Annotated in this window: 18 protein-coding genes; 7 read left to right on the top strand and 11 right to left on the bottom strand. The window is 72.7% G+C overall.

All coding sequences use genetic code 11. The annotated features are described in order from the left end of the window. Positions 1–60 precede the first annotated feature (60 nt). From OG764_RS13890 to OG764_RS13880, 3 genes are all read right to left on the bottom strand, one after another. Positions 61–2,238: a SpoIIE family protein phosphatase gene (locus OG764_RS13890; protein ID WP_443056213.1), complete on the bottom strand. Its 2,178-nt coding sequence runs from the start codon at positions 2,236–2,238 to the stop codon at positions 61–63. A gap of 376 nt (positions 2,239–2,614) precedes the next feature. Then, positions 2,615–3,298: a cytidylyl-2-hydroxypropylphosphonate hydrolase gene (gene fomD / locus OG764_RS13885; protein ID WP_328968736.1), complete on the bottom strand. Its 684-nt coding sequence runs from the start codon at positions 3,296–3,298 to the stop codon at positions 2,615–2,617. Positions 3,299–3,419: 121 nt separating this feature from the next. After that, positions 3,420–4,823, bottom strand: a complete 1,404-nt coding sequence (locus OG764_RS13880; RefSeq protein WP_328968735.1) for a class II fumarate hydratase — start codon at positions 4,821–4,823, stop codon at positions 3,420–3,422. Positions 4,824–4,953: 130 nt separating this feature from the next. Between OG764_RS13880 and OG764_RS13875 the strand changes: the two genes are divergently transcribed. Further along, complete coding sequence (locus OG764_RS13875; protein WP_328968734.1) at positions 4,954–6,480, top strand: ricin-type beta-trefoil lectin domain protein; 1,527 nt, start codon at positions 4,954–4,956, stop codon at positions 6,478–6,480. A gap of 264 nt (positions 6,481–6,744) precedes the next feature. Here the strand turns inward: OG764_RS13875 and OG764_RS13870 are convergent, their stop codons facing one another. Next, entirely contained in the window at positions 6,745–7,539 is a 795-nt protein-coding gene (locus tag OG764_RS13870) for an arylamine N-acetyltransferase family protein (protein WP_328968733.1), read from the bottom strand. 126 nt (positions 7,540–7,665) lie between these two features. Between OG764_RS13870 and OG764_RS13865 the strand changes: the two genes are divergently transcribed. Then, positions 7,666–8,193, top strand: coding sequence for a hypothetical protein (locus OG764_RS13865; protein ID WP_328968732.1), 528 nt, complete (start codon positions 7,666–7,668; stop codon positions 8,191–8,193). 123 nt (positions 8,194–8,316) lie between these two features. On the opposite strand, the gene OG764_RS13860 is transcribed toward OG764_RS13865, so the two are convergent. Continuing rightward, positions 8,317–9,117, bottom strand: a complete 801-nt coding sequence (locus OG764_RS13860; RefSeq protein WP_328968731.1) for a glycerophosphodiester phosphodiesterase — start codon at positions 9,115–9,117, stop codon at positions 8,317–8,319. Positions 9,118–9,276: 159 nt separating this feature from the next. Beyond that, positions 9,277–10,941, bottom strand: a complete 1,665-nt coding sequence (locus OG764_RS13855) for a fumarate hydratase (protein ID WP_328968730.1) — start codon at positions 10,939–10,941, stop codon at positions 9,277–9,279. Positions 10,942–11,101: 160 nt separating this feature from the next. On the opposite strand from OG764_RS13855, the gene OG764_RS13850 reads away from it, so the two are divergent. Together OG764_RS13850 and OG764_RS13845 are read left to right on the top strand one after the other, a co-directional pair. Beyond that, a complete protein-coding gene (locus tag OG764_RS13850) occupies positions 11,102–11,824 on the top strand; it encodes a DUF1707 SHOCT-like domain-containing protein (RefSeq protein ID WP_328968729.1) in 723 nt (240 codons plus the stop codon). A gap of 203 nt (positions 11,825–12,027) precedes the next feature. Next, a complete protein-coding gene (locus OG764_RS13845; RefSeq protein WP_328968728.1) occupies positions 12,028–12,414 on the top strand; it encodes a WhiB family transcriptional regulator in 387 nt (128 codons plus the stop codon). A gap of 240 nt (positions 12,415–12,654) precedes the next feature. Here the strand turns inward: OG764_RS13845 and glpX are convergent, their stop codons facing one another. Beyond that, on the bottom strand, positions 12,655–13,686 hold the full coding sequence (gene glpX / locus OG764_RS13840) for a class II fructose-bisphosphatase (protein ID WP_328968727.1): 1,032 nt from the start codon (positions 13,684–13,686) through the stop codon (positions 12,655–12,657). A gap of 203 nt (positions 13,687–13,889) precedes the next feature. Between glpX and OG764_RS13835 the strand changes: the two genes are divergently transcribed. After that, positions 13,890–14,417: a DUF4245 domain-containing protein gene (locus OG764_RS13835; RefSeq protein ID WP_328968726.1), complete on the top strand. Its 528-nt coding sequence runs from the start codon at positions 13,890–13,892 to the stop codon at positions 14,415–14,417. A 221-nt stretch (positions 14,418–14,638) separates the two neighbouring features. Here the strand turns inward: OG764_RS13835 and OG764_RS13830 are convergent, their stop codons facing one another. The 4 genes from OG764_RS13830 to OG764_RS13815 all read right to left on the bottom strand — a co-directional run bounded on the left by OG764_RS13830 (position 14,639) and on the right by OG764_RS13815 (position 18,499). Next, entirely contained in the window at positions 14,639–15,229 is a 591-nt protein-coding gene (locus OG764_RS13830) for a malonic semialdehyde reductase (RefSeq protein WP_328968725.1), read from the bottom strand. A gap of 145 nt (positions 15,230–15,374) precedes the next feature. Then, entirely contained in the window at positions 15,375–15,641 is a 267-nt protein-coding gene (locus OG764_RS13825) for an exodeoxyribonuclease VII small subunit (protein WP_328968724.1), read from the bottom strand. A gap of 189 nt (positions 15,642–15,830) precedes the next feature. Then, positions 15,831–17,042, bottom strand: a complete 1,212-nt coding sequence (gene xseA / locus OG764_RS13820) for an exodeoxyribonuclease VII large subunit (RefSeq protein ID WP_328968723.1) — start codon at positions 17,040–17,042, stop codon at positions 15,831–15,833. Between the two features lie 80 nt (positions 17,043–17,122). Continuing rightward, complete coding sequence (locus OG764_RS13815) at positions 17,123–18,499, bottom strand: APC family permease (RefSeq protein ID WP_328968722.1); 1,377 nt, start codon at positions 18,497–18,499, stop codon at positions 17,123–17,125. A 109-nt stretch (positions 18,500–18,608) separates the two neighbouring features. Between OG764_RS13815 and OG764_RS13810 the strand changes: the two genes are divergently transcribed. After that, positions 18,609–19,601 (top strand): 4-hydroxy-3-methylbut-2-enyl diphosphate reductase, encoded by a 993-nt coding sequence (locus OG764_RS13810; protein WP_328968721.1) that lies wholly within the window; start codon positions 18,609–18,611, stop codon positions 19,599–19,601. Between the two features lie 24 nt (positions 19,602–19,625). Then, complete coding sequence (ppgK, locus tag OG764_RS13805) at positions 19,626–20,381, top strand: polyphosphate--glucose phosphotransferase (protein ID WP_328968720.1); 756 nt, start codon at positions 19,626–19,628, stop codon at positions 20,379–20,381. The last annotated feature ends 123 nt before the right edge of the window (positions 20,382–20,504 follow it).

Genomic DNA, 20,504 nt, shown 5'->3' with positions numbered 1-20,504 from the left:
CGGCCACCGTGCACACGGTGGCCGGCCCTTCGGCGTACGTACGGACCTCGCCCGCGGCGGTCAGGGGCGGGGCGGCAGCGGCAGCTCGAACCAGACGACCTTGCCGCTGCTGAGGCGCGTCGCACCCCAGCGCCGGGCCAGCCGGTTGACCAGGAACAGGCCGCGGCCGCCCTCGTCCGTCTCGCGGGCGCGGCGCTGCCGGGGCAGCTGCGGCGAGTCGTCGCCGACCTCGCAGCGCAGGACGTCCGTCCGCAGCAGCCGCAGCGTCACCGGCCGTTCCGCGTACCGCACCGCATTGGTGACCACCTCGCTGACCAGCAGCTCCAGGGAGTCGCCCAGTTCCTCGTCCAGGTCCCAGCGGGCCAGCGCGCGGCGCGCGAACCGGCGGGCCTTGCCCGGAGCGGTCTCCTCCGGGTCCAGGAACCAGTACGCGACGTCGCTCGGCGCGATCCCGTCGAAGCGGGCGGCGAGCAGCGCGATGTCGTCGTCCCGGTCGCCCGGTCCGAGCATGTCCAGCACGTCGTCGCACAGCGCTTCCAGCGGCGGCGGGTGGTCCAGGCCGGTGAGCTGCGCGGTGGCCGCCAGGCGCTCGCGCAGCAGCTCGATGCCGGTCCACACGTCCCGCAGCCGGCTCTCCACCAGGCCGTCCGTGTACAGGAGCAGGGTTGCTCCGGCGGGGGCGTCGAGCTCCACGGCCTCGAAGTCGACCCCGCCCACGCCGATGGGCGCGCCGGGCGGCACCCGCAGCACCTCGGCCCGGCCGCCCAGGTGCAGCAGGACGGGCGGCGGGTGGCCGGCGTTGGCGATGGTGATCCGGTGCGAGACCGGGTCGTAGACCGCGTACAGGCAGGTGGCCATCCGGTCGGAGCCGAGCCGCTGGGCCTGCTCGTCCAGGTGGTGCAGCACCTCGGCGGGCGGCAGGTCGAGCTGGGCCAGGGTCTGCGCGGTCGTGCGCAGCTGGCCCATGATCGCGGCGGAGGTCATGGAGTGGCCCATGACGTCCCCGACGACGAGCGCGACCCGGCTGCCGGGCAGCGGTATCGCGTCGTACCAGTCGCCGCCGACCCGGGCGGTCTCCGCCGCGGGCAGGTAGCGGGAGGCCAGCCGGACCCCGGTGGGCTGCGGCAGGCTGTCCGGGAGCATGGTCCGCTGGAGCTCGTCGGCGATGTACGCCTCGCGGCCGTAGAGCACCGCCTTGTCGATGCCCAGGGCCGTGTGGGTGGCCAGCTGGGCGGCGACGAGCAGGTCGTTGGGCTCGAACGCGGGCCGTTCGGGGCTGCGCAGGAACACGGCCGCGCCGATCACCCGGCGGCGGCCGCGCAGCGGGGCCAGGATGGCGCGCTGGCCGCGCGGCACCGGGTGGTCGGCGCCCAGCAGTTCGGGCAGCGCGGCGCGGGCCGCGGCGGAGGATCCGAAGACCGGCCGGACCCCGCGCAGCACCTCGGCGAGGGCGCCGCCGGAGCGGATCTCGCAGAGTTCGGCGGCCGGCAGGTCGCCCTGCGGGCCGACCAGCGGGAGCTGGCTGAAGTCGAGGGTGCCGTCCGCGTCCTCGGCGATGAGGCCGCGGCCGGCGCCCGACGGGTCGGTGAGGTCGTCGAGCGGCCGGAGCCGGTCGGTGCGGCGCAGCCTTAAGACGACGGGGCCGGCCGGGCGCTCGTCGCCGACCGGGAGCGGGTCGCGCAGGTAGACGAGGATCGCGTCGGAGAAGGTCGGCACGGTGGCCCGGCACAGGCCGAGCACGATCTCGTCGAGGTCGATGCCGCGGGCGATCCGCCGGGTGGCGGCGCCCACGAAGCGCAGCCGGTCGCCCTCGCGGCGGGCGGCGGACGCGGCGTCGACAGCGCCGCCGGGTATGCCGGTTCCGGAACCCGTGCCGGTGTCCGCTCCGATGCCTGCTCCGATGCTCGCTCCGGCGGCCGATCCGACGGCCGCTCCGGTGAGGGATCCGGCGCCCGCGGCGGGTCCCGTGCCCGGGGCGGTGCCGGCGGCGGACCGGGCGGCGGCCTCGTCGCGGGTCCTGGCGGCCGCGGCGGCCGAGCCGTGGTCGGGACGACCGCCGGGAGTCTTGTCGCCGGCCGTGGAGACCGTGCCGGGCGCGCCCGCCGGGCCCCCGGAGCCGGGCTGGGCGGCCGGGCCGGACGCCTGGGCGGGGATCTGGCCGCGGGTCGCCTGGCCGGACGCCGGGGGAGTCTTGCCGTGTCCCTCGGAGTCGGATGCGGATCCTCCGGCACGGGGCATGCGACGCGGACCGCGCTCGGCAGCCTTGGGCGGCTGCTGTTGCTGCGACGGCACGTCGGAGCCGCCCGGAGGCGGGGCTGCCGCGGCGCTCGCCGCGGCCCCGGCTCCCGGCTGCGGGCCCTCGTGGGAGGTGGGGTACTCCGTCACGCGTGGAATTCCGTCCGTTTGCGCTCGATGTGCGCTGCACTCAACTCGGTCAGTCGCGGTATACCCGTTCAGCGCCGGGGGCACCGTCGCCCCGGGCACACCTTCCCCGGAACTTCGCCCGGGAGCCCCCCTGATCCTCGGTCAAGTTTCACGCACGGCATCAGAATTACGGATTGCAGCCTTGCGGAGGACGATCCTACGTTTGGACCCCGGGGGCGCATCAAGGGTCTCATGAGGTCATATGCGCCGGAGTGCGGTCCCAGTCGTCGGGCAGTACCGGAACCTCCCAGCTCGGATCGGGCCGCCAGTCCTGCCAGCCGGTCGAGAACGGCGGCTCCCAGGCCTTGATCAGGTCCAGCGCCGCGTCGCCGGCGGACCGTACCCGGGCGGCCTGCGCCGCGTCCATCAGCCCGGACCGCTGGGCCTGCGCGAACTCGTCCTCGTCCCGCCACTTCCAGCTGCGGTCGGGGTACACGGAGATGTCCAGGTAGTGGTCCTCGGAGTCCACGCCGCCCGCCCAACGGCGGCGCGGCTCCTCCAGGTTCACGTACCAGCTCTTGAAATGCCAGCCCCGCTCCCAGAACAGCCACACCGACCACGGGTCGCCGGGGCGGGCCAGCTTGAGCACGCCGGCGCCCCACCAGCGGGCGCGCACGGTGGTGCGGGGCGCGGTGTAGCGGGTGGCGAGGGGCTCCTCGTGGACGGGGGAGCCGTCCAGGAGGACCGGCTTGACGCATTCGGTGCCCGGGGCCATCCACACCGCCAGCAGGTCCGGGGTGTCCTGGACGACGGTCACCGGGCGGCAGATGTGGACGTGGCCCTTCAGACCGGGGGCAGGGTCGAGATAGCGCCAGAGGATGTGCTCCCCGGGCGCCCAGTGCGTCCCCTGCGCGTTGCCTGCCGTACCTGTCATGCGCAGATCTTAGGGCTGGCGCCGCCGGGACCGCTGCGGTGCAGGTCACGGACAGGATTCGGCTGATTTCCGACCCCCGTCCGGGCCGGTTCCGGGGCGCGGACGGGTCGGCCGGGGCCGGTCAGGGGTGGGTCATCCGCAGGACGTCGAGGGCCTCGTCGAGCTGTTCGACGGTCAGGTCGCCGCGCTCGACGTAGCCGGACTCCAGCACCACCTCGCGGATCGTCTTACGTTCCGCGAGGGACTTCTTGGCGACCTTGGCGGCCTCCTCGTACCCGATGTACTTGTTGAGCGGGGTGACCACCGAGGGCGAGGACTCGGCGTACTCCCTGGCCCGCTCCACGTTGGCGGTGATCCCGGCCACCGTGCGGTCGGCGAGCAGCCGGGCGGCGTTCGCGAGCAGCCGGACGGACTCCAGGAGGTTCTTCGCCATCACCGGCAACATGACGTTGAGTTCGAAGTTGCCGGCGGCGCCCGCCACGGCCACCGTCGTGTCGTTGCCGGTCACCTGAGCGGCGACCATCAGTACGGCCTCCGGGATGACCGGGTTGACCTTCCCCGGCATGATCGAAGAGCCCGGCTGGAGGTCCGGGAGATTGATTTCGGCCAATCCTGTGCGCGGCCCGGAGGACATCCAGCGCAGATCGTTCGAAATCTTCGTGAGCGAGACCGCGATCGTACGCAGCTGACCGGAGGTCTCGACGAGCGCGTCCCGGGCGCCCTGGGCCTCGAAGTGGTCGCGGGCCTCCGTCAGCGGCAGCCCGGTGGCGGCGGCGACCTCGGCGATCACCGCGGCGGAGAAGCCGGGCGGGGTGTTGATCCCGGTCCCGACGGCCGTGCCGCCGAGGGGGAGTTCCGCCAGCCGCGGCAGGGCGGCGCGCAGCCGCTCGACGCCGTACCGGGCCTGGGCCGCGTACCCGCCGAACTCCTGGCCCAGGGTGACCGGGGTGGCGTCCATCAGGTGGGTCCGGCCGGCCTTGACGACCTGCGCGAACTCCTCGGACTTCTGCTCCAGGGCGGCCGCCAGGTGCTCCAGGGCCGGGATCAGGTCGCGGGTCACGGCGGCGGTCGCGGCGATGTGGATGGACGACGGGAACACGTCGTTGGAACTCTGCGAGGCGTTGACGTGGTCGTTGGGGTGGACCTCGCGGCCCAGCCGCTCGCCGGCCAGGGTGGCGAGCACCTCGTTCATGTTCATGTTGGAGGAGGTGCCGGAGCCGGTCTGGAAGACGTCGACGGGGAACTCGCCGTCCCAGCGGCCCCGCGCGACCTCCTCGGCGGCGCTGCCGATGGCGTCGGCGATGTCCTGGTCGACCACGCCGAGGCGGGCGTTCACGGCGGCGGCCGCGTACTTGATGCGGGCCAGCGCCTCGATGTGGGCGCGCTCCAGGCGCTGCCCCGAGACGGGGAAGTTCTCCACCGCCCGCTGGGTCTGCGCACGCCACTTGGCGTGCAGCGGGACCCGCACCTCGCCCATCGAGTCGTGTTCGGTGCGGTACTCGCCGGGCTTCTGATCGCCTGTCATGGTCCTCGCCTCCCCGGGACCCCCGTAGTGAAGATCCCTGAAAACTTGAGCAATTGTCTTGTTCGAAGTGTTCCCAAGTCTCTTACTGGCCAGTAAATACCGGGGGTAACACCGACATCGGGAGGCGTTCATGGCCCGTACGAAACCCAGGCTCAGATCTTCCTTCGCCGCGCTCGCGGCATTCGCGGCCGCCCTCGGCGGCGTCGCCGCGATCACCCCGACGGCCCAGGCGGCCACCCCCGCCGCGGCCGCCGCCGTCACCCCCCTCTCGCCCGAACTCGAGGCGATCCGCGCCGCCGAGGCCGTCCGGATCTACGGCGACTCCGCGATCCGCCCCCTGGCCGAACGCAAGACCGGCCTCATCTCGCTCGGCGACAGCGAGATCTCCGGCGAGGGCGTGGGCAACTACGACCCCGCGACCAACACCCCGTCCAACCAGTGCCACCGCTCGCCGGACAGCGCGATCCACCGCACCGGCATCCCCGCCGACCTCACCTTCAACGCGGCCTGCTCCGGCGGCTACACCGGCAACATCAGGATCGGCGGCAGCAAGCAGTACGCCGACGAGCTCGTGCAGAGCGACAGCCTCGCCATCAAGGCCCGCAACACCCGCATCAAGATGGTCCTGCTCGTCGCCGGCGCCAACGACGACCTGCAGTTCGGCCCGGTCATGACCGACTGCGTCACCCGCTGGGTCCTGAGCCAGGGCACCTGCGAGCCCAAGTACGCCCCCGGCTGGCAGGGCCGCGTCGACGGCCTGCGCCCCAAGGTCGAGGCCACCCTCGCCGACCTCAAGACCGTCATGCGCGACGCCGGGTACGCGGACGCCGACTACAAGCTGGTCGTGATGGGCTACCCCAGCCCCATCGGCCCCGACTTCAACGACAACCCCAACTTCCCCGGCAAGCTCCCCGGCGGCTGCGCGGGCTACGACTCCGACGCCACCTGGGGCCGCAACCAGGCCGTGCCCGCCTTCGAGAAGGGCATGCGCGCGGCCGCCCGCAACGCCGGCGCCCTCTACCTCGACAACTCGCGGCTCTTCCACGGCCACGAGGTGTGCATGGAGGACACCTGGGCCCGCGGCCTCTACCTGGACCTCGGCGACCACTTCCCGTGGGACGAGAACACCGCCCGGCAGTCCTTCCACCCCAACTACCGCGGCCACGGCGCCTTCGCGTCCTGCCTCACCCAGTTCTACAACTCGGGCCTGACCGAGGCGAGCTGCGCCGACCCCGCCAGCACCGGCAGCCCGGTCCTCCAGACCGGCGCCTGGGACGACCTCTTCAAGCCCCTGCGGAACGAGGCCACCGGCAGCTGCCTCGACGCCAACGGCGGCGCGAGCGCCAACAACACCGCCGTCATCGGCTGGGACTGCCACGGCGGCCGCAACCAGGGCTGGTGGTACGACACCGCCCGCAAGTCCGTCCGCACCGAACTCACCCACGACCGCTGCCTGGACGTCCCGGCCTCGAACCACTCCGCCGGCACCGCCCTGATCCTGTGGAACTGCCACGGCGGCGCCAACCAGCAGTTCGTCCGCGACGGCGCCACCCTCCGCCCGGCCGCCGCCCCCTCCCTGTGCCTCACCCTGGCCGCGGCGAAGGACCCCCTCCGCCTCCAGCCCTGCACCGGCGCCGCCAACCAGCGCTTCGCCTGACCCCCTCTCTCCCACCGCCCGCACCACCCCCGAACCCCCACAGCCCCGGCCGGCCCCCGGCCGGGCGCCGTGCTTTCCGGCCCCGCCTGGCCGAATCACTTCGCGCACCGAACACGAACGCGGCGCTGGGCACGGTGCCCGGACCTGCGGACCCCGACGGCAAGGTGGCGTGGGCGTCCCGAAGCAACCCGGGGTGTGCGTGTTGCCGTCCACGCGCCCAACAGAAGGTTGAAGGGGACTGTCGGGCGCCGAAGGCCCGGTCCGCTACCCCCGAGGAAGGAGCGGGACAGGGATTCGGGGCAGCGTGACGCCGAAGTGGGTGCGGTAGGCGGTGAGGACTTCTTCGTTCGTGGTCAGGGGATGTTCGGCGCGGGCCTCGGGGGTGGTCGTGACGAGGGTGGTGCCGCTGAGGGTGAGGCGGCCGGTTTCCGTCAGGCGGGTGCACACCGGCGAGCGGGTGAAGTGGGACTCCGGTGACGTGCGGTGCCACCAGGCGGCGGCCGTGAAGTCCGCGAGCTCGCACGGCCGGAGCCGGAGGCGGTACTGCGCCTCGCCGTTCTGCAGGACGTCCAGGTCGCCGTCCGCGGCGTCCTCGATACGGAAGACCCCGCCCGGGTCCTTCTGCTCGCCGCGCTCCTCGAAGGCGAGCGGGTGGTGGCTGTGGTCCCCGAAACCCACGTCGGCCAGCCAGGCCGTGCCCTCGGCGTCCTCGACGCGCAGCGCGAGGTGCCCGTACGGGACGCCCCGGCCGCCGCCCGCCGGGTGCACGCGCGCCTCCAGGAGCTGCACGCCGTAGCCGAGGGAGTGCAGCAGCAGGGCGAAGGCGCCGTTGAGCTCGAAGCAGAAGCCTCCGCGGCGGGCCACCAGGATCTTGTCGAGGAGGGCGTCGGGCGCGAGGGAGACGTCCTCGCCGAGGTGGATCGACAGGTTCTCGAACGGCACCGTGTGCAGGTGCCGGAGGTGGAGATCGCGCAGGGCCTCGGCGGTGGGCCGGGCCGGCCGGTCGGCGCCGATGCGGCTCAGGTAGGCGTCCAGGCGTTCGGGGGACAGGGATTCCATCCGCCCAGTGTCACGGATCCGCCCGCGCTGCGGGCGGAGTCCCGGCCGCCGGGCGGAGCCGGGGTGGGCGTCGGACAATGAGACGTGGGCCGAGGGGGAGAACCGCCACCCCACAGGAGGCAGCACATGTCCCGCAGCCACATGCCCCGCAGCTTCAGGAGGAGGGCCGGAGCGGTCGGCGCGTGCGTGACCGCGGCCGTCGCCTTCGGCGTCCCGTTCGCGGCCGCGTCCGCCGCCGCAGCCCCCGCCGCGGACCTGACTTTCACCCTCTACGCGAAAGAGGTCCCGTCCGGGGGCGACAGCCAGGGTGACATGAGCCAGGCGCCCGAGGCCGGAGACTCGTTCTACTTCGCCGACGACCTGTACCGCACCAAGGGCGGCGAGAAGGTCGGCCGGGACGGCGTGAGCTGCACCGTGGTGCGCGCCGGGACCCCCAGCGACGTGCACTGCGTCGGCACCTTCGTGCTGAACGGTGGCCCCGGCGGGCAGCTCACCGCTCAGGCGATGATGACGTTCGACCCGTCGAACGAGCAGCCGGCCGCCTTCGACATCGCGGTCACCGGCGGCACCGGCGACTTCAAGGACGCGCGCGGTTACGTCCGTTCGACCCCGGACGGCGACTACGAGCGCCTGGAATTCCACATCACCCGGTGACGCGACCCATCCCGGTAGCGCGCGCCCTCAGCCCCCGGCGGCCGGCCCGGCGCTCAGCCCGTAGGGGACCGCCGGGCCCGAGGGCTGGGTCCCCTACGGGCGCGCTTCCCTGGGGGCGCTTTCCTAGGGGCGCTCCCCGACGGGCTCCCCGGCCAGTTCCCCGACCAGCTCGCGGACCTCGCGCGGGCGGTTGGTGATGATCGTGTCCACGCCGAGCCGCAGGCACAGTGCCACGTCCTGCGGTTCGTCCACCGTCCACACGCGCACCCGCAGGCCCTTGGCCCGCAGCCGGGCGACCAGGCCCGGATCGCGCCGGACCAGGTCGATGCCCGGCCCGGCGTGCCCGGCGAAGGGCGGACGGGGCGGCCGTACCGTCCGCTCCATCAGGTACACGGCGGGCAGCCCGGGGGCCAGCCGGTGCAGCCGGGTCAGCGCGTTCCGCGAGAAGCTCATCACCTCGACCCGGCCGCCGCCCCCGTCGGCCAGCCCGTACTCCTTGAGCATCCGCACCAGCGCGGCCTCCAGCCGGCCGCCGGCCCGGGTGGGGTGCTTGGTCTCCACGGCCAGCCCCACCGGATACGGCGCGGTCAGGGCCTCCTCGAGGAGGTCCTCGAAGAGCAGCACCCGCGCCCCGCGGTGCCGTTCGCCCTTCCAGCCGCCGAAGTCGAGCCGGGCCAGTTCCTCGTACGTCAGCTCGGACACGACGCCGCGCCCGTCGGAGGTCCGTTCCACCCGCCGGTCGTGCACGCACACGAGCACCCCGTCGGAGGTCAGCCGTACATCGCACTCCAGCGCGTCGGCCCGGTCGGCGATGGCCTGCCGGTAGGCGCCGAGCGTGTGCTCGGGATGCTCGTGGGAGGCCCCGCGATGCGCGACGACGCGCACGGCAGGACGGACGGCGGGCAGAAGAGGTGCCTGATGCATGCGGGAATCCTCCCAAACCCTTGTGAACCCCGGGGCAACCCCGCGGGGCGCCCGAGGCGCGAGTGAGGTCGGGCCTCTGTGCACCCGGAACGGGGGAGGGGCCGGGTCGCGGGAGGGATCCCGGGGTCCGGCCCCTCGTTTCGCTTCGGTGGGCGGCGGTTACAGGCCGGGGCCGCGGACCGGGATGTGGGTGAAGGTGGGTTCGGGGGCCGGGTTCTGGAAGAAGTCGTTGCCCTTGTCGTCCACGACGATGAACGCCGGGAAGTCCTCGACCTCGATCTTCCAGACCGCCTCCATGCCGAGCTCCTCGTACTCGACGACCTCGACCTTCTTGATGCAGTCCTGGGCGAGACGGGCCGCGGGGCCGCCGATCGAGCCCAGGTAGAAGCCGCCGTGGCTGCCGCACGCGTCCGTGACCTGCTGCGACCGGTTGCCCTTGGCCAGCATCACCTTCGAGCCGCCGGCCGCCTGGAACTGCTCGACGTACGAGTCCATCCGGCCGGCCGTGGTCGGGCCGAAGGAGCCGGACGCGTAGCCCTCGGGGGTCTTCGCCGGGCCCGCGTAGTAGACCGGGTGGTCCTTCAGGTACTGCGGCATCTCCTCGCCCGCGTCCAGCCGCTCCTTGATCTTCGCGTGCGCGATGTCGCGCGCGACGACCAGCGGGCCGGTCAGGGACAGCCGCGTCTTCACCGGGTGCTGGCTGAGGGTCGCGAGGATGTCGTCCATCGGCTGGTTCAGGTCGATCTTCACCACGTCCGACGCGGCGTCCAGGTGCTCGTCCGTCGTCTCGGGGAGGAAGCGCGCCGGGTCCTTCTCCAGCTGCTCCAGGAAGACGCCCTCGGCGGTGATCTTCGCGACGGCCTGGCGGTCGGCGGAGCAGGACACGGCGATGGCGACGGGCAGCGAGGCGCCGTGCCGCGGCAGCCGCACCACGCGCACGTCGTGGCAGAAGTACTTGCCGCCGAACTGCGCGCCGATGCCGATCTTCTGCGTCAGCTCGAAGACCTTCTCCTCCAGCTCCAGGTCGCGGAAGCCGTGGCCCAGGGCCGAGCCCTCGGTCGGCAGCTCGTCCAGGTAGTGCGCGGAGGCGTACTTCGCGGTCTTCAGGGCGTGCTCGGCGGACGTGCCGCCGACCACGATCGCCAGGTGGTACGGCGGGCAGGCCGCGGTGCCCAGCGAACGGATCTTCTCCTCCAGGAACTTCATCATCGAGCCCTCGTTGAGGACCGCCTTCGTCTCCTGGTAGAGGAAGGACTTGTTGGCCGAGCCGCCGCCCTTGGCCATGAACAGGAACTTGTACGCGCCGCCGTCCGTCGCGTACAGCTCGATCTGCGCGGGCAGGTTCGAGCCGGTGTTCTTCTCGTCCCACATGGTCAGCGGGGCCATCTGCGAGTAGCGCAGGTTCAGCTTCGTGTACGCGTCGAAGATGCCCTTCGACAGGGCCTTCTCGTCGCCGCCCTCGGTCAGGACGTTCTGCCCGCGCTTGCCCATGACGATGGCGGTGCCGGTGTCCTGGCACATGGGCAGGACGCCCGCCGCCGCGATGTTCGCGTTCTTCAGCAGGTCCAGGGCCACGAACTTGTCGTTCGACGAGGCCTCCGGGTCGTCGATGATGCGGCGCAGCTGCGCGAGGTGCGCCGGGCGCAGGTAGTGCTGGATGTCGTGGATCGCCTCGGCGGCCAGCTTGCGCAGGGCCTCCGGCTCCACCTTGAGGAACGTACGGCCGTCCGCCTCGAAGGTCGAGACGCCCTCGGAGGTCACCAGGCGGTACGGCGTGGTGTCCTCTCCCAGGGGGAGCAGGTCGGTGTACGCAAACTCGGGCATGACGGCAGCCATTCCTCACTCGGCAGACAGCGCTGGCGACCAATTGGCAGCGCAATGCACCAGCGTAGGACCTCGGCCCCGGGTCCTGTCTGTGAGGTAAGGCTCAGTCGACCGGAAACGGCAGTATCGCGATCTATCGCGTCTCGCTATGCTGGGTCCCGTGGACTTCGAAAAGCACCACCCCGCCGCCCCCGTCCCCGCCGCCGGGATCCGGGCTTCCGACGCGGACCGCGACCGTACGGCGCGGATCCTCGGGGACGCGCTCGCCGAGGGCCGGCTGACCGGGCAGGAGCACGCCGAGCGGCTGGACGCCCTGTTCGCCGTCAAGACCGTGGGCGAGCTCGACCGGCTCGTACGGGACCTCCCCGCGGACCCCGCCGATGCCGCCGCCCCCGGAGGCATCCCGGGCGCAGGCCTTGCGGGTGGCGCCGCGGCGCGCCCGCCCGTCGGCGCGTACGCCGCGGCGGCCGCCGCGTCCCGGGGGCTCCCCGGCCGGACGGAGGACGTGGTCGCGGTGTGCAGCAGCGCCGCCCGCCGGGGCCGCTGGCGGCCCGCCGCCCGTACCCGCGCGCTCGCGGTCATGGGCGATGTGACACTCGACCTCACCGAGTCCGTCTTCGAGCAGCAGCTCACCGAGATCAATGTGAGCTGCGTGCTCGGTAATGTCGAAATCCTGGTCCCGGAAAACGTCACGCTGCGCGGATTCGGCAACGGCGTACTCGGTAATTTCGAAGTGCGCGCGGACGGCTCCGCAGACCCCGATCCGCAGGCGCCCGTGGTGATCGTCAGGGGCTTTTCCGTGCTGGGGAATATCGAGGCCCGGAACAAGTCCGGGACCCGCCTCGTCGACCTCGCCGCCCGGCGGCGCGCGTCCGGGCGCTGACCCGCCGCCGGGGTGCCGGCCGGTGCGGGGCCTGGGCGGGGTGGCTGCCGGGTGGCTGCCGCGGGGCCTGCGGAACCCCGCCGGACCGGGGTCGTAATTCAGTCGAACTTTCCTGAACCGGAACGCGGTGCATAGGCCTGCGTGCAGCGGGTAGAGACAGCTGCATCGTCTCTCGCTCGCGAATACGTCGTCAGGAGTAGACCGTGCAGCAACCGCCGCATCAGTCTCTGCAGGCAGCCGCCGTTCAGTGCGTTCCGGGTATCCCGAACCCACGGCTGCCCGTAAGGGAAGAGGACGGCCCGTGGCACGCGGAGGCTGTGTGCCGCCGGGACGAGGCGGGACTGTTCTTCGCCCCCTCCAAGGAGCCGACGGCCGCCCGGCTGTCGCGCGAAGAGGCCGCCAAGCGCGTCTGCGCCCGCTGCCCGGTCATGGTCGCCTGTCGGGAGCACGCGCTGCTCCAGCCCGAGCCCTACGGCGTGTGGGGCGGCCTGACGGCGGCCGAGCGCCGGGTGGTACTGGCCCGGCGGCGCCGCCGCGCTGCCGAGCTCCGCCAGGGCCCCGCCGCCGACCAGATCGCCGCCGCGGGCTGACCCCGTACGCGCGCGGGCACACGCCAAGGGGCGGGCACCGGCCGGGCCCGCAACGACCACGTGCGCCCCGGCCGGACATACGGCCGGCAGGGCTGCACCAGCCGGCTCGCACCAGCCGGCTCGCACCAGACAGGCCCGCAACGACCACGTAACGCACGCACCGACCGGGCCCGCAACGACGCGAAGGGCGCTCCCGCCGCACAACGGGAGCGCCCTTCGCGTCGGTGGACCGGCGCCCGACTACTGCGCGCGGTCGAAGTCGATGGCGCTGTAGGCGCGCAGCTTCGAGAGGCGGTGCGTCGAGTCGATCTGGCGGATCGTGCCCGACTTCGAGCGCATGACCAGCGAGGACGTGGTCGCGGTCGCGGACCGGTAGTGGACGCCGCGCAGCAGCTCGCCGTCGGTGATGCCGGTGGCGACGAAGAAGACGTTCTCGCCGGAGACCAGGTCGTCGGTGTGCAGCACCCGGTCCAGGTCGTGGCCCGCGTCGATGGCCTTCTGGCGCTCCGCCTCGTCCTTCGGCCACAGCTTGCCCTGGATGGTGCCGCCCAGGCACTTGATGGCGCAGGCCGAGATGATGCCCTCGGGGGTGCCGCCGATGCCGAGCAGCAGGTCCACGCCGGTGCCCTCGCGGACCGCCATGACCGAGCCGGCCACGTCGCCGTCCGAGATGAACTTGATGCGCGCGCCCGTCTCGCGGATCTCCTTGACGATGCCCTCGTGGCGCGGACGGTCCAGGATGACGACCGTGATGTCCTCGACGGCCATGTTCTTGGCCTTGGCGACCCGGCGGATGTTCACCGAAACGGGCGCGTTGATGTCGACGAAGTCGGCGGCCTCGGGGCCGGTGACCAGCTTCTCCATGTAGAAGACCGCGGACGGGTCGAACATGGTGCCGCGGTCGGCGGCGGCCAGCACGGCGATGGCGTTCGGCATGCCCTTGGCGTTGAGGGTGGTGCCGTCGATCGGGTCCACGGCGATGTCGACCTCGGGACCGGTGCCGTCGCCGACGCGCTCGCCGTTGTAGAGCATCGGGGCTTCGTCCTTCTCACCCTCGCCGATGACGACGACGCCGTTCATCGAGACGGTGGAGACGAGGGTGCGCATCGCGCGGACGGCCGCGCCGTCGGCGCCGATCTTGTCACCGCGTCCGACCCAGCGACCGGCGGCCATGGCGGCGGCCTCGGTGACCCGGACGAGCTCCAGGGCGAGGTTGCGGTCGGGGGCCTCGGGAGAGACCTCGAGCTGGGGCGGCATGCTGTGCTCGGTCATCGGAGCGCACCTTTCTGTACGACGACGGCACGACGACGGCCGTTAAGGAGGGTGCTGGAACTCTATCGGTACGTCGACATATTGAGCAGTGGGGGTCACGTATGAGCGGCTCATCGGTACCGGGTCGGTATGCGGGCACGGCCCGGCGCCGCGCGGGGCACCCTGGCGTCGGGCGCCCCGGGCGATGAGGGACGATGGGTCGCGTGGCAGGTATGAAAGGCAAGCAGACGGTCCAGGACATGGTGCGGTCACTGGTGGTGATCGGCGCCATCGTCGCGCTCATCTACGTGGTGATCCCGCATGACGACGAGGCGGACCCCACCCGGGTCGTCGACTACCGGGTCGAGCTCCTCACGGCCCGCCGGGCGGCCCCGTACCCGTTGGCCGCGCCCGTGGGGCTGTCGGACGAGTGGCGGGCGACCTCGGTCTCGTACGAGCGCCGGAACGCCGATTCCTGGCACCTGGGCTACCTCGACCCGAACGACCAGTACATCGCCGTGGAACAGTCCACCGACCCGTCCGTGGACGCGTACGTCCGCAAGGTGAGCCAGCGGGCGGCCGAGACGCCGGCGACGCAGGAGGCCGGGGACCTGACCTGGCAGCGGTGGGAGGGCCCCAAGTACCGGGCGCTCGTCCGCAAGGAGCAGGGCGTGACCACGGTGGTCACCGGCACCGCCTCCTACGAGCGGCTCGGCGAGATGGCCGCGTCCCTGGAGATGAAGAAGGGCTGACGCCGGCGCGGGCCGGGGCCCGGGACGGCGTCAGCCGGCTCGGTGCCCGGGCGGGCGCGCGGCGCGGCGGCGTGCGGGCACGCAGGCGTGCGGGCAGGCACGCAGGCGTGCGGGCATGCGGGCATGCGGGCGTGCGGGCATGCGGGCGTGCGGGCATGCGAAAGAGGCCGGTCCCGGTGATCCGGGGCCGGCCTCCTGTCGCTTCACCGCGCGAACGGGGCTCAGACGGTGGTGATGACCTCGTCGTACGCCAGACGCGGGGAGCGGTCGAACCAGGCGTCGTCGCCCGGCTTGCCGATGTTGACGACCATCAGGGGGGTGTGGTCGTCGTCCAGGAACTCCTTCTGGACACCGGCGAAGTCCAGGCCGGTCATCGGGCCGGCGGCCAGGCCGGCGGCGCGGACGCCGACGATGAAGTAGGCGGCCTGCAGGGCGCCGTTCACCAGCGCGGAGTGCTCACGGACCGCACGCTCACCGAAGAAGACGTCCTTGGCCTGCGGGAAGTGCGGCAGCAGGCGGGGGAGCTCCTCGTGGAACTCGTTGTCGGTGGAGAGGATCGCGACGAGCGGCGCGGCGGCGGTCTTGGCCTGGTTGCCCTCGGCCAGGTGCTTCACCAGGCGCTCGCGGGCCTCGGGGGAGCGGACCAGGGTGATGCGCATCGGGGTCTGGTTGAAGGCGGTGGGGCCGAACTTCACCAGGTCGTAGATGGCCTGAACCTGCTCGTCGGTCACCGGCTCGTCGGAGAAGGTGTTGGCGGTGCGGGCCTCGCGGAAGAGGAGGTCCTGAGCGGCGGAGTCGAGAACGAGGGACATGGCGGGCCTTCCGTGCGTGCTGGGTGAAGCGACGTCTCCGACTCTACGACCAGATAGATGAAATTTCAACTATCTGCTCCGCGGGTGGCGATCGTCACGCCTCGTTGAGAGGTCAACGAATCCAGCAACCTGCGCAGGCAGGCACCTATTCCCGGTCCTCCGGACCCTCCCCGGAGCAGCCCCCGGATCCGCCGTCCGTGGCGGCGCCATCCCGCCCCGCCAGCGCCGAGTCCAGGCGGGCCCGGGCCCCCTCCAGCCAGTGCCGGCAGACCTTCGCCAGCTCCTCGCCGCGCTCCCACAGGCCGAGCGACTCCTCCAGGCTCGTGCCGCCCGCCTCCAGGCGCCGCACGACCTCGATGAGCTCGTCCCGCGCCTGCTCGTAACCCAGCGCCGAAGCGTCCGTCCCGGCCATCAGATCCACCCTAGGTAAGTAGTCCAGCGAAAACATTGCGCACGTGTGAAACCTGCCGGCGCATGCACACCGGCACGCTCCGGGCCGGGCGTCGGCCCTGAATCCGGCCCCGAAGCCCGATCGGGAGCGGCCTCCGGGCCACCGGCTCGGGCCCCGGCCACCGGCTCCGGCCCCGGTCCGCCCGCCGGCTCAGGCGTCGGCCACGCGGACCGGGAACTCGCCCCCGGCGACCCGCGCCCGCAGTTCGTCGCCCGCCGCGACCTCCTCCGGCGAGCGCACCACCTGCCCGTCCGCCCGCTGGAGCACCGCGTACCCGCGCTCCAGCGTGGCCGCCGGGCTCAGCGCCACCACGCGGGCCCGGGTGTGCGACAGCTCCGAGTCCGCCCGGTCCAGCAGGTGCCCCAGCGTCCGCCGACTGCGCGCCAGCAGCGCCGCGACCTGCTCCTCGCGGTCCTCGACCATCCGGTGCGGGTGTACGAAGACCGGCCGCGCCAGCGCGTGCGCCAGCCCCCGCTCCTCGCGGTCCAGGTGCCCGCGCAGCGCGCGCAGCGCCCGGTCCCGCAGCAGCCGCACCCGGTCCAGCTCCTCGCCGACGTCCGGCACCACCTTCTTGGCCGCGTCCGTCGGCGTGGACGCCCGCAGGTCCGCCACCAGGTCCAGGAGCGGCGAGTCCGGCTCGTGCCCGATCGCCGACACCACCGGGGTGCGGGCCGCGGCCACCGCCCGCACGACCTGCTCGTCCGAGAACGGCAGCAGGTCCTCCACGCTGCCGCCGCCACGGGCCACGATGATCACGTCGACCTCGCCGAGCGCGTCCAGTTCCTGCACCGCCCGGACCACCTGCGGCACCGCGTGCACCCCCTGCACGGCCACGTTGCGCACCTCGAAGCGGACCGCCGGCCAGCGCCGCCGGGCCACCTCCAGCACGTCCCGCTCGGCCGCCGACGCCCGCCCGGACACCAGTCCGACCAGCTGCGGCAGGAAGGGCAGCGGCTTCTTGCGGTCCAGGGCGAAGAGCCCCTCCGCGGCGAGGGTCCGCTTCAGCTTCTCCAACCGGGCCAGCAGCTCGCCGATGCCCACCGGCCGTATCTCGGTGGCCCGCAGCGACAGCTGGCCGCGCGGCGCGTACCACTCCGGTTTCGCCAGTACGACCACCCGCGCGCCCTCCGACACCGCGTCCGCGACGTCGTCGTACACCTGCCGGTAGCAGGTCACGCTCACCGAGATGTCGTGCGATGGGTCGCGCAGCGTCAGGAACACGACGCCCGCCCCGGGGCGCCGCGACAGCTGGGTGATCTGCCCCTCCACCCACACCTGTCCGAGCCGCTCGATCCAGCCCCCGATGAGCCGCGACACCTGGCCCACGGGCAGCGGCGCCTCGGCCGACGTGTTCAGCGCCATGTCAGTCCCCCCTGCCGATCCCCGCTATGTCCCGCGCGTGCGCCCATGGATGCAGGCTAACGGGCCGCGCTGACACCGTCTCAGGCTCCGTCCCCTGCGCGTCGCCCAGCGCGTCGCCCCCGCTGTGCCACCAGCACCACCAGCCCCGCCGCCAGCCACACCGCGCCGACCAGCTGAGCCGTGCCCGCCGCCTCGACGATCACGGCGACGGTCACGGCGGCGCCGAGCACCGGCGCGACCAGATGGCGCCACCAGCGGGGCGGCCCCGCCATCCGCCGTACGACGAACCAGCCCACCACCGAGGCGTGCAGCAGGGTGAAGGCCGTCAGCGCGCCGATGTCCACGACGGACACCAGCTTGTCCAGCCCGTCGTCGCGCCGGGCCGCCCACACCGCCGCCACCAGCGTCACCGCCGCCGCCACCAGCAGCGCCGCCCGCGGGGTGCCCGAGCGGGTCTGCCCGAGCACGCGCGGCAGCCGTCCCTCCCGGGCCATCGCGAACAGCAGCCGCCCGGCCGCCGCCTGCCCCGCCAGCGCGGCGAACGCGGCCCCGACGGCCTTGCTGAGGGCGATCAGATCGTGCAGCCAGGCCCCGACCGAGGCCTCCACCGCGTCGTAGAACGCCGGGCCCTGCCGCGCCGGGTCCGCGGCCAGCTCCGCCGCCGACACCGGCTCCAGCAGCGCCGCCAGATAGGTCTGCGCGAGGAACAGCACCCCGGTCAGCGCCAGGCAGAACAGCACGGCCCGCGCCACCCGCTCCGACCCGCCGGTGACCTCCTCCGCGAAGGACGCGATCGCGTCGAAGCCCAGGTACGAGAGCACCGCCACGGACACCGCGCCGAGCACCGCGGCGAAGGAGAAGCCCATCGAGCCGTCCCCGGTCAGCGGCGACAGCCAGCCGCGCCGCGGCCCGTCCGCCACCAGCACCGCCACCGCCGAGACGAGGAACACCAGCAGGACGACGATCTCCAGCGCCAGCACGGCGAAGCCGACCCGGGCCGCGGTCCGTACGCCCGACAGGTTGAGCGCGGTGGTGACCAGAACGGCCAGCGCCGTCCACACCCACCGCGAGACCTCCGGCACCAGGGCGTGCAGCGCGATCCCGGAGAAGAGGTAGGCGACGGCCGGGATCAGCAGGTAGTCCAGCATCGCCATCCACCCGGCGATCAGCCCCGGCCCCTCGCCGAGCCCCTTGCGGGCGTACGTGAACACCGACCCGGCCTGCGGGGCGACCCGGACCATCTGCGCGTAGCTGAAGGCGGTGAGGGCCATGGCGGCCGTGGCGACGAGGTAGACGAGGGCGACCGCGCCGTGCGACTTGGCGTCGAGGGTGCCGAAGACGCCCACCGGGGCCATCGGCGCGATGAACAGCAGCCCGTACACGACCAGGTCGCGGAAGCCGAGATTCCGGCTGAGTCGGCCGGGGTCCGGGGCCGTCGTGGCCGTGTCCGCCGTCATGGCGCCCCCTCTGGCTCCGCTACGTGGCTCGGTGTGTCGTCCGGGTACGTCTTTTCGACCCAGTCTGCGGGGCGGACAGGATCTTCGGCGCTCCGGAGACGGCCGTACGATGGACGGCATGACTGCTCCCGCTTCCCGCCGTGTCCTGCTCGCTGCCCCGCGCGGCTACTGCGCGGGCGTGGACCGTGCCGTGATCGCTGTCGAGAAGGCCCTCGAGCAGTACGGTGCACCGGTCTACGTCCGCCACGAGATCGTGCACAACAAGTACGTCGTCCAGACCCTGGAGAAGAAGGGCGCCATCTTCGTCGAGCGGACGGAGGAGGTCCCCGAGGGCTCCATCGTGATGTTCTCCGCGCACGGCGTGGCCCCGGTCGTCCACGAGGAGGCGGCCCGCGGCAAGCTCGCGACGATCGACGCGACCTGCCCGCTGGTCACCAAGGTGCACAAGGAAGCGATCCGCTACGCCAACGAGGACTTCGACATCCTCCTCATCGGCCATGAGGGCCACGAGGAGGTCATCGGCACCTCCGGCGAGGCCCCCGACCACATCACGATCGTCGACGGCCCGCACGACGTGGACAAGGTGCAGGTCCGCGACGAGTCGAAGGTCGTCTGGCTGTCCCAGACCACGCTCTCCGTCGACGAGACGATGGAGACGGTCGACGCGCTGAAGACGAAGTTCCCGCTGCTCGTCTCGCCGCCGAGCGACGACATCTGCTACGCCACCTCGAACCGGCAGGCGGCCGTCAAGGCCATGGGCGCCGACTCGGACCTGGTCATCGTCGTCGGCTCCAAGAACTCCTCGAACTCGATCCGGCTGGTCGAGGTCGCGCTCGACGCGGGCGCGCGCGCCGCCTACCTCGTCGACTTCGCGAGCGAGATCGACGAGGCCTGGCTGGAGGGCGTCACCACGGTCGGCCTGACCTCGGGCGCCTCGGTGCCGGAGGTCCTGGTCGAGGAGGTCCTGGAGTGGCTCGCGGCGCGCGGCTACGAGGACGTCGAGATCGTCAAGACCGCCGAGGAGTCGATCACCTTCTCGCTGCCGAAGGAACTCCGCCGCGACCTGCGGGCCGAGGCCGCCGCGCTGGTCGCCGACAAGTAGCCGCCGCTTTCGTACCGTGTGTCCATGCAGATCTTCGGCGTGGACATCGGCGGTTCGGGCATCAAGGGCGCTCCCGTGGACCTGGAGCGCGGCGACCTGGCGCAGGAGCGCCACAAAGTACTGACACCGCAGCCGGCCACCCCCGACGGGGTGGCCGGCTGTGTCGCAGAGGTCGTGCGGCACTTCGACTGGCAGGGCCCGGTCGGCATCACCTTCCCGGGCGTCGTCACGCACGGCATCACGCGCAGCGCGGCGAACGTCGACGCCGGGTGGATCGGCCTGGACGCGCGGGCCCTGCTGTCCGAGCGGCTGGACGGGCTGCCGGTCACGGTGCTGAACGACGCGGACGCGGCGGGCGTGGCCGAGATGACGTACGGCGCCGGGCGGGGCCGGACCGGCACGGTCATCCTGCTCACGCTGGGCACGGGCATCGGCAGCGCCCTCTTCACGGACGGCCGGCTCGTGGCCAACACGGAACTGGGCCACCTGGAGCTGCGCGGGCACGACGCGGAGACGCGGGCCTCGGTGAAGGCGAAGGAGGACGGCGACCTGACGTGGGAGCGATGGGCGCGGCGGGTGCAGCGGTATCTGGCGCACGTGGAGATGCTGTTCTCGCCGGAGCTCTTCATCATCGGCGGCGGGGTCAGCCGCAAGGCGGACAAGTTCCTCCCCCTGATCGAGGGCATCCGCGCGGAGATCATCCCCGCCCAGCTCCAGAACAACGCGGGCATCGTGGGCGCGGCCATGGCGGCCCGCCGCCCCGGGCCCGTCGGCATGTAGACGCCTCCGCGGCCTCCAGCCGCTGCCGGTGGTGCGTGCGGGAAACCCAGCCTCGCCGGCGTTTGAGGCGCGGGGTTGGGGCGGAACCCCAAGAACAACCCGGCTGGCGCCGGGGACCGGGCT

It is taken from the genome of Streptomyces sp. NBC_00239, assembly GCF_036194065.1.
In the GTDB taxonomy this organism is placed as follows: domain Bacteria; phylum Actinomycetota; class Actinomycetes; order Streptomycetales; family Streptomycetaceae; genus Streptomyces.
This window is presented reverse-complemented; position numbering and strand designations above follow the sequence as displayed.

Excerpts from the sequence above, each read along its gene's own strand:
- OG764_RS13890 (WP_443056213.1), bottom strand. The coding sequence starts at position 2,238 with ATGCCCCGTGCCGGAGGATCCGCATCCGACTCCGAGGGACACGGCAAG.
- fomD (WP_328968736.1), bottom strand. The coding sequence starts at position 3,298 with ATGACAGGTACGGCAGGCAACGCGCAGGGGACGCACTGGGCGCCCGGG.
- OG764_RS13880 (WP_328968735.1), bottom strand. The coding sequence starts at position 4,823 with ATGACAGGCGATCAGAAGCCCGGCGAGTACCGCACCGAACACGACTCG.
- OG764_RS13875 (WP_328968734.1), top strand. The coding sequence starts at position 4,954 with ATGGCCCGTACGAAACCCAGGCTCAGATCTTCCTTCGCCGCGCTCGCG.
- OG764_RS13870 (WP_328968733.1), bottom strand. The coding sequence starts at position 7,539 with ATGGAATCCCTGTCCCCCGAACGCCTGGACGCCTACCTGAGCCGCATC.
- OG764_RS13865 (WP_328968732.1), top strand. The coding sequence starts at position 7,666 with ATGTCCCGCAGCCACATGCCCCGCAGCTTCAGGAGGAGGGCCGGAGCG.
- OG764_RS13860 (WP_328968731.1), bottom strand. The coding sequence starts at position 9,117 with ATGCATCAGGCACCTCTTCTGCCCGCCGTCCGTCCTGCCGTGCGCGTC.
- OG764_RS13855 (WP_328968730.1), bottom strand. The coding sequence starts at position 10,941 with ATGCCCGAGTTTGCGTACACCGACCTGCTCCCCCTGGGAGAGGACACC.
- glpX (WP_328968727.1), bottom strand. The coding sequence starts at position 13,686 with ATGACCGAGCACAGCATGCCGCCCCAGCTCGAGGTCTCTCCCGAGGCC.
- OG764_RS13830 (WP_328968725.1), bottom strand. The coding sequence starts at position 15,229 with ATGTCCCTCGTTCTCGACTCCGCCGCTCAGGACCTCCTCTTCCGCGAG.
- OG764_RS13825 (WP_328968724.1), bottom strand. The coding sequence starts at position 15,641 with ATGGCCGGGACGGACGCTTCGGCGCTGGGTTACGAGCAGGCGCGGGAC.
- xseA (WP_328968723.1), bottom strand. The coding sequence starts at position 17,042 with ATGGCGCTGAACACGTCGGCCGAGGCGCCGCTGCCCGTGGGCCAGGTG.
- OG764_RS13815 (WP_328968722.1), bottom strand. The coding sequence starts at position 18,499 with ATGACGGCGGACACGGCCACGACGGCCCCGGACCCCGGCCGACTCAGC.
- OG764_RS13810 (WP_328968721.1), top strand. The coding sequence starts at position 18,609 with ATGGACGGCATGACTGCTCCCGCTTCCCGCCGTGTCCTGCTCGCTGCC.
- ppgK (WP_328968720.1), top strand. The coding sequence starts at position 19,626 with ATGCAGATCTTCGGCGTGGACATCGGCGGTTCGGGCATCAAGGGCGCT.